16 protein-coding genes are annotated in these 13,770 nt (G+C 61.5%); 8 read left to right on the plus strand and 8 right to left on the minus strand.

Going from position 1 to position 13,770, the window contains the following annotated elements; translation table 11 throughout:
• Positions 1 to 3: 3 nt before the first annotated feature.
• The 3 genes from ung to ACZ9EJ_RS03350 all read left to right on the plus strand — a co-directional run bounded on the left by ung (position 4) and on the right by ACZ9EJ_RS03350 (position 2,413).
• Positions 4 to 696, plus strand: a complete 693-nt coding sequence (gene ung, locus ACZ9EJ_RS03340; RefSeq protein WP_046640850.1) for a uracil-DNA glycosylase — start codon at positions 4 to 6, stop codon at positions 694 to 696.
• Positions 697 to 838: 142 nt separating this feature from the next.
• Positions 839 to 1,771: a VOC family protein gene (locus ACZ9EJ_RS03345; protein WP_046640849.1), complete on the plus strand. Its 933-nt coding sequence runs from the start codon at positions 839 to 841 to the stop codon at positions 1,769 to 1,771.
• Positions 1,772 to 1,798: 27 nt separating this feature from the next.
• Positions 1,799 to 2,413 carry an alpha/beta hydrolase gene (locus ACZ9EJ_RS03350; protein WP_046640848.1) on the plus strand — a complete coding sequence of 205 codons (615 nt, stop codon included), beginning with the start codon at positions 1,799 to 1,801 and terminating at the stop codon, positions 2,411 to 2,413.
• Positions 2,414 to 2,483: 70 nt separating this feature from the next.
• On the opposite strand, the gene ACZ9EJ_RS03355 is transcribed toward ACZ9EJ_RS03350, so the two are convergent.
• Complete coding sequence (locus tag ACZ9EJ_RS03355; RefSeq protein ID WP_052764619.1) at positions 2,484 to 3,401, minus strand: DUF4344 domain-containing metallopeptidase; 918 nt, start codon at positions 3,399 to 3,401, stop codon at positions 2,484 to 2,486.
• 28 nt (positions 3,402 to 3,429) lie between these two features.
• Here ACZ9EJ_RS03355 and ACZ9EJ_RS03360 point away from each other — a divergent pair, with 28 nt between their 5' ends.
• The 4 genes from ACZ9EJ_RS03360 to ACZ9EJ_RS03375 all read left to right on the plus strand — a co-directional run bounded on the left by ACZ9EJ_RS03360 (position 3,430) and on the right by ACZ9EJ_RS03375 (position 6,197).
• On the plus strand, positions 3,430 to 3,756 hold the full coding sequence (locus tag ACZ9EJ_RS03360) for a hypothetical protein (RefSeq protein WP_255743060.1): 327 nt from the start codon (positions 3,430 to 3,432) through the stop codon (positions 3,754 to 3,756).
• Positions 3,753 to 5,180: an aldehyde dehydrogenase family protein gene (locus tag ACZ9EJ_RS03365; protein ID WP_046640847.1), complete on the plus strand. Its 1,428-nt coding sequence runs from the start codon at positions 3,753 to 3,755 to the stop codon at positions 5,178 to 5,180. Before ACZ9EJ_RS03360 ends, ACZ9EJ_RS03365 begins: the two co-directional genes overlap by 4 nt.
• Positions 5,170 to 5,562 carry a RidA family protein gene (locus ACZ9EJ_RS03370; protein ID WP_046603617.1) on the plus strand — a complete coding sequence of 131 codons (393 nt, stop codon included), beginning with the start codon at positions 5,170 to 5,172 and terminating at the stop codon, positions 5,560 to 5,562. The genes ACZ9EJ_RS03365 and ACZ9EJ_RS03370 overlap by 11 nt, the downstream gene beginning before the upstream one ends.
• 206 nt (positions 5,563 to 5,768) lie before the next feature.
• The gene (locus ACZ9EJ_RS03375; RefSeq protein ID WP_046640846.1) at positions 5,769 to 6,197 is read left to right on the plus strand and encodes a L,D-transpeptidase; all 429 of its coding nucleotides are present in this window, start codon (positions 5,769 to 5,771) and stop codon (positions 6,195 to 6,197) included.
• 9 nt (positions 6,198 to 6,206) lie between these two features.
• Here ACZ9EJ_RS03375 and ACZ9EJ_RS03380 read toward each other — a convergent pair whose 3' ends face one another.
• The gene (locus ACZ9EJ_RS03380) at positions 6,207 to 6,782 is read right to left on the minus strand and encodes a transglycosylase SLT domain-containing protein (RefSeq protein ID WP_046640845.1); all 576 of its coding nucleotides are present in this window, start codon (positions 6,780 to 6,782) and stop codon (positions 6,207 to 6,209) included.
• A gap of 54 nt (positions 6,783 to 6,836) precedes the next feature.
• On the minus strand, positions 6,837 to 8,039 hold the full coding sequence (locus ACZ9EJ_RS03385; RefSeq protein ID WP_046640844.1) for a low temperature requirement protein A: 1,203 nt from the start codon (positions 8,037 to 8,039) through the stop codon (positions 6,837 to 6,839).
• 108 nt (positions 8,040 to 8,147) lie between these two features.
• On the opposite strand from ACZ9EJ_RS03385, the gene ACZ9EJ_RS03390 reads away from it, so the two are divergent.
• Positions 8,148 to 8,768, plus strand: coding sequence for a GNAT family N-acetyltransferase (locus tag ACZ9EJ_RS03390; RefSeq protein ID WP_080955752.1), 621 nt, complete (start codon positions 8,148 to 8,150; stop codon positions 8,766 to 8,768).
• Here the strand turns inward: ACZ9EJ_RS03390 and ACZ9EJ_RS03395 are convergent.
• The 5 genes from ACZ9EJ_RS03395 to ACZ9EJ_RS03415 are packed head-to-tail and all read right to left on the minus strand — an operon-like array spanning position 8,765 to position 13,725.
• Complete coding sequence (locus tag ACZ9EJ_RS03395) at positions 8,765 to 9,343, minus strand: NAD(P)H-dependent oxidoreductase (protein WP_046640842.1); 579 nt, start codon at positions 9,341 to 9,343, stop codon at positions 8,765 to 8,767. The genes ACZ9EJ_RS03390 and ACZ9EJ_RS03395 overlap by 4 nt on opposite strands.
• Positions 9,343 to 10,749: an FAD-binding oxidoreductase gene (locus ACZ9EJ_RS03400; protein WP_046640841.1), complete on the minus strand. Its 1,407-nt coding sequence runs from the start codon at positions 10,747 to 10,749 to the stop codon at positions 9,343 to 9,345. Before ACZ9EJ_RS03400 ends, ACZ9EJ_RS03395 begins: the two co-directional genes overlap by 1 nt.
• 2 nt (positions 10,750 to 10,751) lie before the next feature.
• Positions 10,752 to 12,062 (minus strand): cytosine deaminase, encoded by a 1,311-nt coding sequence (locus ACZ9EJ_RS03405; RefSeq protein ID WP_046640840.1) that lies wholly within the window; start codon positions 12,060 to 12,062, stop codon positions 10,752 to 10,754.
• On the minus strand, positions 12,062 to 12,901 hold the full coding sequence (locus tag ACZ9EJ_RS03410) for an ABC transporter permease (RefSeq protein WP_046640839.1): 840 nt from the start codon (positions 12,899 to 12,901) through the stop codon (positions 12,062 to 12,064). The genes ACZ9EJ_RS03405 and ACZ9EJ_RS03410 overlap by 1 nt, the downstream gene beginning before the upstream one ends.
• A complete protein-coding gene (locus tag ACZ9EJ_RS03415; protein WP_046603627.1) occupies positions 12,901 to 13,725 on the minus strand; it encodes an ABC transporter ATP-binding protein in 825 nt (274 codons plus the stop codon). Before ACZ9EJ_RS03415 ends, ACZ9EJ_RS03410 begins: the two co-directional genes overlap by 1 nt.
• Positions 13,726 to 13,770 lie beyond the last annotated feature (45 nt).

Raw genomic sequence — 13,770 nt, forward strand, 5'->3', positions numbered from 1 at the left:
GACATGGCGGAAGGCGAGGTCAAGCTCGAGGAAAGCTGGAAGCACGCGCTCGGGCCTGAGTTTTCCAATCCCTATATGAGCGAATTGCGCCGCTTCCTGGTTGCCGAAAAGGAAGCGGGCAAACGCATCTTTCCGAAAGGCTCGGAATATTTCCGCGCGCTCGATCTGACGCCGCTCGACGAGGTCAAGGTCGTGATCCTCGGCCAGGATCCGTATCACGGCTTGGGCCAGGCGCATGGGCTTTGCTTTTCCGTGAAGCCCGGCGTCCGCACCCCGCCGTCGCTCGTCAACATCTACAAGGAGATGGAGACGGATCTCGGCATTCCGCCAGCCAAGCATGGCTTCCTCGAACATTGGGCGGAGCAGGGCGTGCTGCTGCTGAACAGCGTGCTGACGGTCGAGGAGGGCAGGGCGGCGGCCCATCAGGGCAAGGGCTGGGAGCGGTTTACCGATGCGGTCATCCGCGCGGTCAACGACGAGTGCGACGGCGTCGTCTTCATCCTCTGGGGCTCCTATGCCCAGAAGAAAGCGGCCTTCGTCGATCATCAGCGGCATCTGGTGCTGAAATCGGCACATCCGTCGCCGCTTTCGGCCCATAACGGCTTTCTGGGCTCGCGGCCATTTTCCAAGGCGAATGCCTATCTGCAGTCGATCGGCAAGGATCCGGTCGACTGGCGCCTGCCGGAACAAGTCTAGTTCTGTGAACGATTAGTCAATGGTCGTCTACGCAGAGTGAACAATGCGTTCGGATGGTCGCGTCTATCCAATTCCCGGTCGTTCCACCATCTTTACCTCAGAAAGCGGGCCGCACAGGCGGCTCCCAGACAAGGGGTTTAAAATGCTCGACCAGATCAAAGGCCTGCACCACGTCACATCGATGGCTGCCAGCGCCAGCACCAACAACAAGTTCTTCACCGATACGCTCGGCCTTCGCCGGGTCAAGAAGACCGTCAACTTCGACGCTCCGGATGTCTACCATCTCTATTACGGCGACGAAGTCGGTTCGCCCGGCTCTGTCATGACCTACTTCCCGTTCCCGCATATCGCCCGCGGCCGTCAGGGCACCGGCGAAGTGGGCACCACGCTCTTCTCGGTTCCGGAAGGTTCGTTCGGTTTCTGGACCGACCGCCTGACGAAAGCTGGCGCCGAAGGCATCAAGGCCGATACCGCATTCGGTGAAAACCGCCTGCATTTCGCCGGCCCCGATGGCGACGGTTTCGCGCTCGTCGAAGTCAAGGACGATGCCCGCAAGCAGTTCATCGGCAACGGCATTACCGAAGATCATGCGATCCGCGGTTTCCATTCCGCTTCGCTTCGTCTTCGCGATGAAGGCGCCACCGCCGAACTCCTGAAGTTCATGGGCTACAGCCAAGCCGATGTTCAGGATGGTGTGACCCGCCTGATCATGCCGGACGGCAACGGTGCCGATGTCATCGACATCGAAACCATGCCGAACATCGCCCGCGCCAATCTCGGTGCTGGCTCGGTCCACCACATCGCCTTTGCCGTCGAGAACCGCGCAAAGCAGCTCGAAGTCCGCAAGGCGCTGATGGATACCGGTTACCAGGTCACTCCGGTCATCGACCGCGATTATTTCTGGGCGATCTATTTCCGCACGCCGGGCGGCGTGCTGTTCGAAATCGCCACCAACGAACCCGGCTTCGATCGCGACGAGGATACCGCCCATCTCGGTGAAGCCCTGAAGCTGCCCGCACAGCATGCACATCTGCGGGCAACGCTCGAACAACATCTCGAACCGCTGGACGCCTAACCAGACGACGCGTCCAAGGAGACCATCATGAGTTACGACAGTTATGTGCACCGGGCGCGCCCCGGTGCTCCCGGAGCGCCGATCCTGTTCGTCTTCCACGGCACAGGCGGCGATGAAAACCAGTTCTTCGATTTCGGCGGCAGGCTGTTGCCGGGTGCCACGGTGATCTCGCCGCGCGGCGACATTTCCGAACACGGTGCGGCGCGCTTCTTCCGCCGCAAGGCCGAAGGCGTCTACGACTGTGAGGATCTGGCACGGGCGACCGAGCGGATGAGCGAATTCGTTGCCGCAAACCGCGAGCGCTACGGTTCCTCGACCGTGCTCGGCCTCGGTTTCTCGAACGGCGCGAACATTCTCGCCAACATCATGATCGAGAAGCCCGGCCTGTTCGAAGCGGGCGTGCTGATGCATCCGCTGATCCCGTTCAAGCCCAAGGACCGCAAGGCCGAAGCCAAGGCCCATGTCCTGATCACGGCCGGCCAGCACGATCCGATCAGTTCCGTCGAGCAGACCACCGACCTTGCCGACTATTTCAGGAAGCAGGGCGATGCGGTGACATTGGAATGGCACGGCGGCGGGCACGAGATCCGTCCCAACGAGATCGAAGCTGCCAAGACGTTCTTTGCGCCCTATGGTGCTTGAACGCGACAATGAAAACGCCCGGCATCAGGCTTGTGAAGGCTGATGCCGGGCGTGTTTTTGCGGGCGCTCTCTACCAGCGGGCCGTTGCCTTGCCGAACAGGTTCTGGAGGGTGGGCTTTTTCTCGTCGTCGGCCGCCTCATCACGGTCGCCCGTTTTGCCCTCGTCCTCTTTGAAATACTTGGCGACGGTCTGCATGTGCCACTGCATCAGCTCATAGCAGTATATCACTTCCCGTTCGCCCGCCGACCAATAGGCATTCGGCTCACCGCATTCGGCGGCCGTCAGCTTGATGCCGTCTTCCAGCTTGTAGAGCCCGGAGAGAAGCTCGGCGAGGATATCCAGAACCTTCGCCGTCTTCGTCAGGTCCGCGTAGTCCTCGAGTTCCTTGTTGCTCGGGTTCTTGTAGGTGATCGTAAATTTGTTGTTCTGCCCGTCGGTCCGCAGATGCGGTTTCAGGACGCCGAACCAGCTGTCATGGGCTTTCAGATATTCGCTGACGCACTGCCTGCGGCGTTCCTCCGGAAATTCGAGGTTGTCGGCCGATTCCTTGAATTTCTCCGCATCCTTGCCGACCATCATGCAGACCATGCTGAAGGCGCGCTGGCGGTCGAGCGCGTGGACGTCCCACATGGCCAGTTCCTCTTCGGCAGCCTCGCTGGCCTCTGCGGAAAATGTCCAGCCATCGACGGAATCGGTCAGCGCCGTATCGAAAACCTCATCGTCGGCCTCCAGCAGGAGCAGCGTGGAAAGGGTGTCCACCGCATCCTCCTCCCGACCAAGAACCGGCAGGTTGAATTCTGAAACCAGCATGTGTCCGGCTTCATGGAACAGGAAAAACAGCGCATTGCCGAATGCGAACTCGACGCTGTCCTCGACCTGCTGCTTGGAGAGACCCTGAAGGTCGTCGGTGAGGGCCGTCGCCTGTGCGCCGGGCATGGGCAGCGCAAAAAGCCCGAGAAGGGCGAGAGGGAGAAGGCTGCGTCGCATCGGGCCTGCCTGCTTTCTGAAAGCCGGGTTGATCTGTCGCGTCCATGCCCAGCGCTGCGGAAGTTCCCTGGGTCGTCGCAAGGTCGATCTATTCCGTAACATTGAGCTTTTAAGTTCGGATGAAGCGGTATTGTTGCTGATATGTTTCGACGGTTTTTACGAACATTTAAGGCTTGTTGAAATTCCCCGGCTTTCTCTTGCCTGCAAGAACAAAGCGCCGGCTGCCGATCTCTACGTGGCGATGGAAGAAGCCTCCGCACGTCGCCTTTTCGACATATCCGGCGGGCTTGCGAGGGAGATGGCGATGGCCGATAGTGGTTCACCATTCCCTCGACCGCGCGGAGGTTTTCCATGAGCAACCACTTGAAATTCTTCATCGACGGTGCCTGGGTCGAGCCGGCCATTCCGGTTGCCTTGGACGTCATCGACCCGTCCACCGAAGAGGCCTATACGCGGATCGCGCTCGGCTCCAAGGCGGATGTGGACAAGGCCGTGGCAGCCGCCAGGGCGGCTTTCGCGTCTTTCTCCCAGTGGTCTAAGGAGGAGCGGCTGGCGCTGCTTCGCCGTATCCTTGCCGAATATGAAAAGCGTTATGAGGACATCGCGCAAGCCGTTTCCCAGGAGATGGGCGCGCCGATCGGCTTTGCCCGGGACGCGCAGGCCGCCGCCGGGCAGGGGCATCTCAAGGCGACGATCGAAGCGTTCGAAGCCTACGAATTCACCGAGACGCGCGGCACGACGACCATCGTGAAAGAGCCGATCGGCGTCTGTGCTCTGATCACGCCGTGGAACTGGCCGCTCAACCAGATCGTCTGCAAGGTGGCACCGGCGATCGCCGCCGGCTGCACAATGGTCTTGAAACCCTCCGAGATTGCGCCGATCAGCGGCATCATCTTTGCGGAAGTGATGGAGGCGGCCGGCACGCCGAAGGGCGTCTTCAACCTCGTCAACGGCACCGGGCCGGATGTGGGCCAAGTGATGGCCGGGCATCCGGATGTCGACATGGTGTCCTTCACCGGCTCGACCCGCGCCGGGGTGATCGTCGCCAAGACCGCCGCCGATACCGTGAAGCGGGTGGCGCAGGAGCTTGGCGGCAAGTCGCCCAACATCATCCTGGCGGATGCAGAATTCGAAAAGGCGGTGGCGGAGGGCGTGACCGCCTGCTTTGCCAATTCCGGCCAATCCTGCGATGCGCCGACCCGCATGCTGGTGCCGGCCAGGCGTCACGACGAGGCGCTTCAAGTTGCCAACGCCGCGGCCGAGAAACTGAAAACAGGCGACCCGCGGGCCGATGGCATCGATCTCGGCCCGGTGGTCAGCCAAATCCAGTTCGACAAGATCCAGCGGCTGATCGAGGCCGGCATCACCGAAGGTGCCACGCTGGTCACCGGCGGCCCCGGACGCCCGGAAAACCTCAACCGCGGTTATTACATCCGCCCGACCGTGTTCGGAAACGTCACCAACGACATGACCATCGCCCGCGACGAGATTTTCGGGCCGGTCCTGTCTATCCTCCCCTACGAAACCGAGGAGCAGGCAATCGAGATCGCCAACGACACGCCCTACGGGCTTGCGGCCTATGTCCAGTCCGGCGACCTTGCTCATGCCCGCAAGGTAGCGGCGCGGTTGCGCGCCGGTTCGGTGTTCATCAACTATCCCGAATGGGATCTCTTCGCGCCCTTCGGCGGCTTCAAGCAATCCGGCAACGGCCGCGAATATGCCGACTGGGCCATCCACGACTTCCTCGAAATCAAGGGTATCGTCGGTTATGGCGTTTAAGACCTTCAATCCTCCTTCCGTCCGCAAGCCGTTCGGCGGCTACAATCACGGACTGCTTGTGCCGCCGGGCGCAAGCTTGCTGGTGACCTCCGGCCAGCTCGGCATTTCGCCGGAAGACAGGATCCCGCCGGACGTGGCAGGCCAGGCCGAACTCTGCTTCAAGGCGATCGGTGCGATCCTCGAAGAGGCGGGCATGACCTACGCGGACGTCATCCGCATTTCCGGCTTCGTGACCAGCCGCGAGGATTTTCCCGCCTACATGGCGGTGCGGGACCGCTATACGCTCGATCCGAAACCGGTCTCGACCCTGATCGTTGTCGGTGGCTTCACCCGCGCCGAATTCTTGGTCGAAGTGGAAGTGACGGCGGCGAAGGTGTTTTGAAGCAACGCCGAATAGAGATACCTCTCTCGGGTCGTCCGCATTGCGGGCAGGCCGCACATATTCAGTCTTTGTTGATCACGTATTGTCTTGTTGCGGCGATGGCGGACGCATTTTGGATTTTACGCCGAATACCGTCCTCGGTTTTAAATATTCCTTGAGCTGAATGAGGTATCTCTTGCTCCAGGGTTTTTTATTGGGGGTTTTCTATGCGTCGTATCGTAATGGGAGCCATGGCGCTCTTCTGTGCGCAATTTCTCGCACCCGCTGCCTTTTCTGCAAGTCTTGTTGCCAGCGTCAGCCTCTCGTCGCAAACCATGACCGTCGAACAGGACGGCGTGGTGGTTTACGAATGGAAGGTCTCGACCGCGCGTCCGGGTTATTCGACGCCGACCGGGAACTGGGGGGCCAAGTGGCTGTCCAGGGATCACCGTTCGCGCAAATACGACAACGCGCCGATGCCCTTTGCGGTGTTCTATAACGGCGGTTATGCCGTCCATGCGACCTTCGAGACGAAGCGCCTCGGCCGACCTGCCTCGCATGGCTGCATCCGCCTGCATCCTGAAAATGCAGCGACATTCTTCTCGCTCGCCAGCCGGCACGGAGTGTCGAACACACGCATCGTCGTCAGCCGTTAGATTTCCGCTTTAATAACCGCAACTTCTAAGCTGGGCTTCATATTTGGCGGCCATGCCGGCGGATTTCTGGGCGGTCTGCTTGACGCCGTTGCCGAACTGGCCGCGCGCGTAGCCGGCCTGGCCGGTGTAGTAGGCGAGGTAGAGGTTGTAGCTGTCGGCGAGCGGGATGCCGTTCTTGAGGTGGCTCTGGTTGTGATACCAGCCGACGAAATGGACGGCATCGCCGAAGTCGGTGCGGCTGGCGCTCCAGCGGCCTGTATCCTTCTTGTAGCTCAGCCACGTGCCGTCGAGAGCCTGGGCGTAACCATAGGCCGTCGAGGCGCGCGTCCACGGGATGAAGCCGAGCAGCTTGGTGCGCGGCGGCCGCGCATAGGGCTGGAAGCCGGATTCCACATAGATCGTCGCCATCAGGATCGGTACCGGCACGCCGAATTCCCGCTCGGCCTTCTTGGCGTCACGCGCCCAGTTGTCGAACAGCCCGTCGCGCTGCTCGAAGATCGCGCAGGCATTGGTGACCCTGCTCGGCGCAGACGCGCAGGCAGACAGGGACAGCGTCAGGAGGGCGATGAAAAACGCAATACGCATCGCTTAATCTCTCGGTTTCCAGAGATTAATAACCGGTAAAATTTAAGGAAAAGTTTAATGGTCGGGATGAGATGTCGGTGGCGCTAAATAAGCGCGCCCGGCAAACAGGTTTCTGACGATGACGCCGAGCGCGGTCGCGGCGGCGATGCCTTCCAGACCGAGCCCGATTGCCGGCGCGACGAGCGTCAGGGCGGCAAACAAAACGAGCGTGTAACGCGCCGGGCCGATGCAGACATAACGGTCGCGGACGAACCACAGGCTCGCCAGATAGATAGCAACCGGGATCGCCACCGCGTAATCGCCGACCAGGATGGAAACCTTGGAATGGTGGGTGATGATATCGACGAGCACGGCAAAACCCGCGCCGACCGCGGCGCCGGAAGTGAAGATGAAGAAATGGCCGTAACCCCAAAGCAGCGATCGCCTCAGATGGTGGCTGCCGAGTTGTTCCTCTCGGGCAAAATAGACCCACCAGAGCGAAAAGACGATGACCAGGGCCGAGAGCGCCGTATGCACCAGCATGAGGTTGAATTCACCGGCGAACTGGCGCAACGCGATGGAGCCGGCAAGCAGCGTCTCGCCGAGCACGATGATGTTGAGCAGGCCGTAACGTTCGACGATGTGGTGGCGGTGCCAGGGCGTGTTGGCGGTCAGCCGTTCGGCAACGGCCGGCACGGCCAGTTCAAGAGCTACGGCGAACGCCCAGAGGATATAGGATACGCCGAAGGTAAGGGGTTGCAGGAAGAGGAAGCTCAGCCAGAGAAGCTGGACGAGGAAGATCCCGATCGCATAACCGAGCGCGGTGGGGCGGCAGCCAGGGTCGTGATAGGCCGCCCGCAGCCACAGGATGATCATGGCGATGCGCATGACGGCGTATCCATAGATCACCAGAGTGAAGTCCGGCGCCTCCGTAAAGAGGGACGGAATGCCGGCGGCAATCGTCAGCGAGCCGCCCATCAATACCATGGTCAGCAGCCGATAGACGACGTCGTCATTGTCATAGGCAGACGAGAACCAGGTGAAGTTCATCCAGGCCCACCAGATGGCGAAGAAGGCCATGATGAAGGTCATCACCCCCTGCGCCGCATGGTTTTCAGCAATCGCGTGGTGCAGCCCGGCCGCGGCGGAAGCGATCGCGATCACCGAAACGAGGTCGAACAGAAGTTCGAGCGGGGTCGCGACCCGGTGATGCTCGTCCGGATTGCGGGGATGCAGAGGACGCAGGATACTGGCGAGTGGTGAAACCTGGTTCGTCATCGTCTGTCTGCCCCTGAACATGAAGATTCGCGATCGAGGAAAATAGCGCAAAAAAGCGTGTTCAAGTAAAGAGTGGCGGGGCGATATGGCGATGATCGAGAGCGTAGGATGCGTGAGATTCTTGAGACGGAAAGGCTGACCTTAAGGGAGATCACCAAAGCCGATCTGCCGATATTGTTTGGCATCTTCGGCGATGTGCAGAGTATGGGCTTCTATCCCCGCGCCAAGAGCTTCGAAGAAACGGAAGCATGGTTCGAAAAGCTGGCCTTCCGGAGTTACAAGGAACAAGGTTTCGGTCTCTGGGGCATCGTCGAGAGGGCTACCGGCGAGCTGATCGGCGATTGCGGTCTTACCCTTCAGCAGACGCCCAGGGGCTTGGAGCCGGAGATCGGCTATCATCTCCGGCGCGAATGGCTCGGTCGTGGTTATGCCGCCGAGGCCGCGGCTGCCTGCCGTGATTTTGGTCTCGCCAGCCTCGGTTTCGAGCGGATCGTCTCGATCGTAAGCCCGGAAAATGTTCCGTCGCTCCGGGTTGCGGCGAGGATCCATCAGCGATGGGAAAAATATCGGACGGTGACGGCGGCCGGGGCGGAGGTGGATCGGTTTCTGTTCATCTCCGAGCGGGATGTCGGTGAAGCAGCCGATCACGTGCCGAGCGCAGAAGCCCGTGTCGCCTTGGTGGAAGGAGACGCTCTCCTGTTGATGCGCCGCCGCGAAACGGAGAGCTAGAACCGCTCCATCTCGCGCTTCACCTTGTCCAGAAACGCTGCACGCGTCTGCGGCGTGCAGTTGTTCATGTTGTAATGAGCGAGAAACGTCACCGGACGGGCCGGGTTGGTCTGCACCCGCAGCACGCGTTTCGACAGCTTTCTCGGCGGGTCGCCGGCGAGGAAGGCGCGCCAGCGAGTGGCGCCGTAGGTGGTGACTACCGCCACCTTGTCGATATGCAGCTTTCGCGTCAGCTTGCCGTCCTTCAGTTCGAAGGTGATGCCCGGCAGCCAGACGCGGTCGAAATAGCCCTTCAGCATGGCCGGCCAGCCGAAATTCCAGACCGGCGTGACGATCACCAGCCCTTCTGCCGCCTGCAGCCGGTCGACATAGGGTTTCACCAGCGACAGGTTGTTCGGGTAGTCGTGATAGGTCATCCGGTCATGGCGCGACATGACCGGATCGAAACCTTCGGCATAAAGGTTGCAGTCATCCACCTCGTGCCCGGCCTTCAGTAGGCTTTCGCGTGCCTGCCGGTGCAGGGCGGCGCCATAACTTTCCTCGACCGGATGCGAATGGACGAGCAGGACACGCATCAGCCACCTGCTGCGGCAAGGCCCGGAAAGAGGTAGTTCTTGCCGGCGGAAAAATCGAAATCGGGATTGTCCCAGGCGATCATCTTGCCGGGGTTGAGGAGACCCTTGGGATCGGTCTCCTTCTTGAAGGCGAGCTGGACCACGTCCGTCTGCTTCATGCCGCCTTCTTCCAGAGTGTAGCGGTGCGGGTTGAAGATCGGGCAGCCGTTGTCGCGGTGGATCTGCATGATCTCCTCCAGCCGCTCCCTGGTCGTGTAGCGCACCAGCGGCAGGCCGGAGCATTGCATGCGGCCGTCGAACTTGATGAATTCCAGATGGCCCGGCACTTCGTCGCCGAACAGTTTCGTCATCTTCTCGACCTTGGCGACATGGTCCGGCCCCGGATACTGGACCTGCAGGTAGGTGAAGCCGGGATCGACTTTCAGGGCGCGCAGGGTCGTGTGGTTCCAGGCAAGCTCATAGGCATGCGGGATGCCCTTCATGCTCTCCACCTTGTCGGAGCGGAACAGGATTTCGCCCTTCTGGCGCTCGGCAAAGGCGGTGAAGGCATCCATCGAATGCGGCGCTACCATCAGCACGACGATCGACTGGTTGCGGTCGCGCAGGAAGGGCTTGTGGCGCGGGAAATAATCATAGGGGATGGGTGCCGCGATCGGGGCGATCTCCTTGATCAGCAGGCCGTTCTTGTGGGCCAGCGCATCGCCGAAGCGCACCGCATCCATGAAGTCGTCGTAGCCCACCAGCACGTCCACCCAGTCATAAGCCGGGGCGAGGGGCATCTCGACTTCGACGATGATGCCGTTGGTGCCATAGGCATGGGTGACCTTCTGCAGGTCCCAGGCGGTCAGGTCGAGGACGCGGGGCTCGGCTTCCATGGTGACGACGCGCAGGCGCAGGATGTTGCCGAGGTCGCGCAGGCCGCCCCAGTGGATCGAGCCGACGCCGCCGGAACCGCCGGCGACGAAGCCGCCGATCGTCGCCGTCTGGGCGGTGGAGGGGTGGAAGCGCAGTTCCTGGCCGGAATGGGCCTTGGTCTGGCGGTCGAGTTCGGCAATCACGATGCCTGGTTCGGCGATGACGCGGCCCGGATGGATTTCCTTGACCTTGTTCATGTTGATGAGGTTGAGCACGATGCCGCCGGAGAGCGGCATGGCCTGGCCGTAATTGCCGGTGCCGGCGCCGCGCGGGGTGACCGGTACGCCATGGGCATAGGCGACCTTCAGCACCCGGATCACCTCTTCCTCGCTTTTCGGCGAGACGACGAGATCGGCGGTGACGCTCTCGAGCTCTTCCTTCAGGATCGGCGAGTACCAGTAGAAATCGCGGCTCTTCTGGCGCACCAGCGCCGGATTGTCCTCGATTGCGAGGCCCTCGAGTTCTTTCTTGATCTGTGCGTAATCCGGCATGTTCACTTGTCCAAAATCGGGTCCAGGTCACGGTAATCCGGCAGGCGACGGTCGATGCCCATGCCATTCCGCATCACGATGCGGTCGGCCTGCGGACGGGAAAGGAATTCACTCCAGCGGCGCGCGCTGAAGAGCACGAGGTCGGCGGGACCACCTTCGGCGATGACGCCGATATCCGGCCGGCCAAGGATTTCGGCGGGCGTCGAGGTGACGACGCGGGCGGAGGTATCGAGGGGGTGATCGAGATGCAGGATGCGGACCGCCTCGCGGAAAACCTCGACTGGATCCATGTCGCCATAGGCGTAGAACGGATCGCGGGTATTGTCGGAGGAGACGGCGGTTTTCACGCCGGCGGCTGTCAGTTCGTGGAACAGCGTCACGCCGCGCCAGCGGGGGGTGCGACCGGCATGGCGGTCCTGAAGGTACATGTTGCACATCGGCAGGGAGACTACCGAGATTTCAGCCTGGGCGACCTTGTCGATGACGCGCCTTGCGGTCTCGTCGTCCTGTCTTGCCAGCGAGCAGCAATGGCCGACGGTGACCGAACCTTCGAAGCGGTTGCGGATTTTCGCCTCGGCGATCTGTTCCAGGGTGAGGACCTGCTTGTCTTCCGTCTCGTCGACATGCAGGTCGATATCGAGGCCGTTGTCGGCGGCCGCCTTGAAGAGGGTGTCGAGGATACGCTCGAAATCCGGCAGGATGCGGGTGGCGCCGCCCAGCAGCCCGCCATAACGCTTCGTCGTCGCAACGATGCCGCCGAAAACGCCTTCGTCGAGCACGCATTCGAGCGGCAGCAGGGCGACCGCCTGGAGCGCGATACGGTCCTTCCATTCCGAGCGGAGCTCGTCGAAGAGCGGGAAGGAGATGTCCGGCTGCGGCGGAATGCTGTCGAGATGGGTGCGGATCAGTTTCGTGCCGTAGGCATAGGCGCTTTTCAGCGAAAACTCGAAGCGGGCGCGAATGTCCTCAGCCGACCAGTTGGCGATCCGATCCTCGCGCACGTTCATCAGCGCGCCCTCGAACGTGCCGTCCGGGTTGGGGCGGCGGTCCCAGAAATGCCCCTTGTCGAGATGCGTATGCATGTCCGCGAAACAGGGCCAGATCATGCCGCCGCGCATATCCGCAATCGTCAGATCGGCGGGCGCCGAGCCTTTCGGCAGGATTGCCTCGATCTTTCCGTCCGCGATGACGAGATCAGCCTCCATGAGGCCGTCCTTCGCGGCAGCCGGCGGACCTTTGACGAGAACGGCCGGCAGCGTCGCATTGGTGAGCGCGAAACGGCGGGCGTCGGGGAGCGTCATGAAGGCAGTCATCAGTTTTCTCTTTTCAGGCTGCTTTCATGCCAGCGATGCAGGAAAAACCACGAGATGAAGGAGGTGATCGCAAAAATCACCACGCCGAGCAAGGAGAGCAGGATCAATGCCGCGAACAGGCGCGGAATGTTGAGGCGATACTGGGATTCGAGCAGCCGGAAGGCAAGGCCGGAACCTGCGCCCGCCGAGCCTGCCGCGAATTCCGCAACAACGGCCGCGATCAGTGCCAGGCCGCCGCCGATCCTCAGGCCCGTCATGAAATAGGGGAGCGAGGAGGGGAGTTTCAGGTAGAGCAGCGTCTGCCAGCGGGAGGCGCCGTAGAGATCGAAAAGGTTGAGCAGGTTGTGATCGACACTCTTCAGGCCCTGGACCATGTTCGACAGGATCGGGAAGAAGGCGACGAGGAAGGCGCAGATCAAGAGCGCCACCTGGGTGGTCGGCGCATAGATCAGGATCAGCGGCGCGATCGCCACGATCGGCGTTACCTGCAGAATGACCGTGATCGGATAGAAGGCGGTCTCGATCCATTTCGACTGGATCAGAAAGACGGCGATGCCGACGCCGCCGATCAGCGCCAGTGCGAGCGCCTGCATGGTGATCTGCGTCGTCACCCAGAGAGCGGGCGAGAGCGTGCCCCAGTCGTTGTAGAGCGAGCTCGCGACCGCCAGCGGCCCCGGCAGGATGTATTGAGGGATGCTGTTGACGGTGATGATGAACTGCCAGAGGAGGACGAGGCAGACCACCACGCAGATCGGGACGAGGGTGCGCAGCAGCGTATCGCGGTTGCGGCTAAGGAAGCCCGGCTTCGGCGGCACGAGGGCGGTATCGGTGTCGGCCATCAATGTTCCTCCCCGCCGATTGCTTCGATAAGCATGGTCGAGACCTTTTCGCAGGCCTGGCGGTATTCTTCCGAGGTGCGGTAACGGGCATCGCGCTCGAGGCTCGTCACCAACGGGAAATCCGCATGGACCCGGCCGGGGCGTGCCTTCATGACCACGATGCGGTTGGAGAGGTAAGCGGATTCGAAAACGGAATGGGTCACGAAAATCACCGTGATGCCGGTCTCGCGCCACAGACGCAGCACGTCGTCGTTGAGTTTCTGACGGGTGATTTCGTCGAGCGCCGCGAAGGGCTCGTCCATCAAGAGCAGCTTCGGCTTGGTGACCAGCGCACGGGCGATCGAGACGCGCATCTTCATGCCGCCTGAAAGTTCGCGCGGATAGGCGTCTGCGAAGTCCTGGAGGCCGACGGTCGCCAGCGTCTTCATGATTTCGTCACGGGCCGCCGATTTGGAGACGCCGCGCAGTTTCAGCGGCAGATAGACGTTTCCGAACACCGTCTGCCAAGGCATCAGGGTCGGCTCCTGGAAGACGAAGGAAATGTCGCCTTCCGGCAGGCCTTTGGAGTTGATACGCGAACTCGGCCAGTCGATCGTGCCGGTCGAGACGTCGCCGAGACCTGCAATGATGCGCAGTGCCGTCGATTTGCCGCAGCCGGAAGGACCGAGCAGACTGACAAACTCACCCCCCTCGACCGTCAGCGACATGTCGGAGAGCGCCAGCGTGCCGCTGGAGAACGTTTTCGAGACGGAGCGCATGACGACCAGCGGGCGTCTGCGTGTCTCCCCGGGGGCGGGTATCAGCGGGGCTTGGGACATGCTCATTGCGGGCCTTGAACTTAGTCGGGACAGGGCGGCAATTCCCTCTTT

It is taken from the genome of Neorhizobium sp. USDA 3394 (assembly GCF_056280385.1).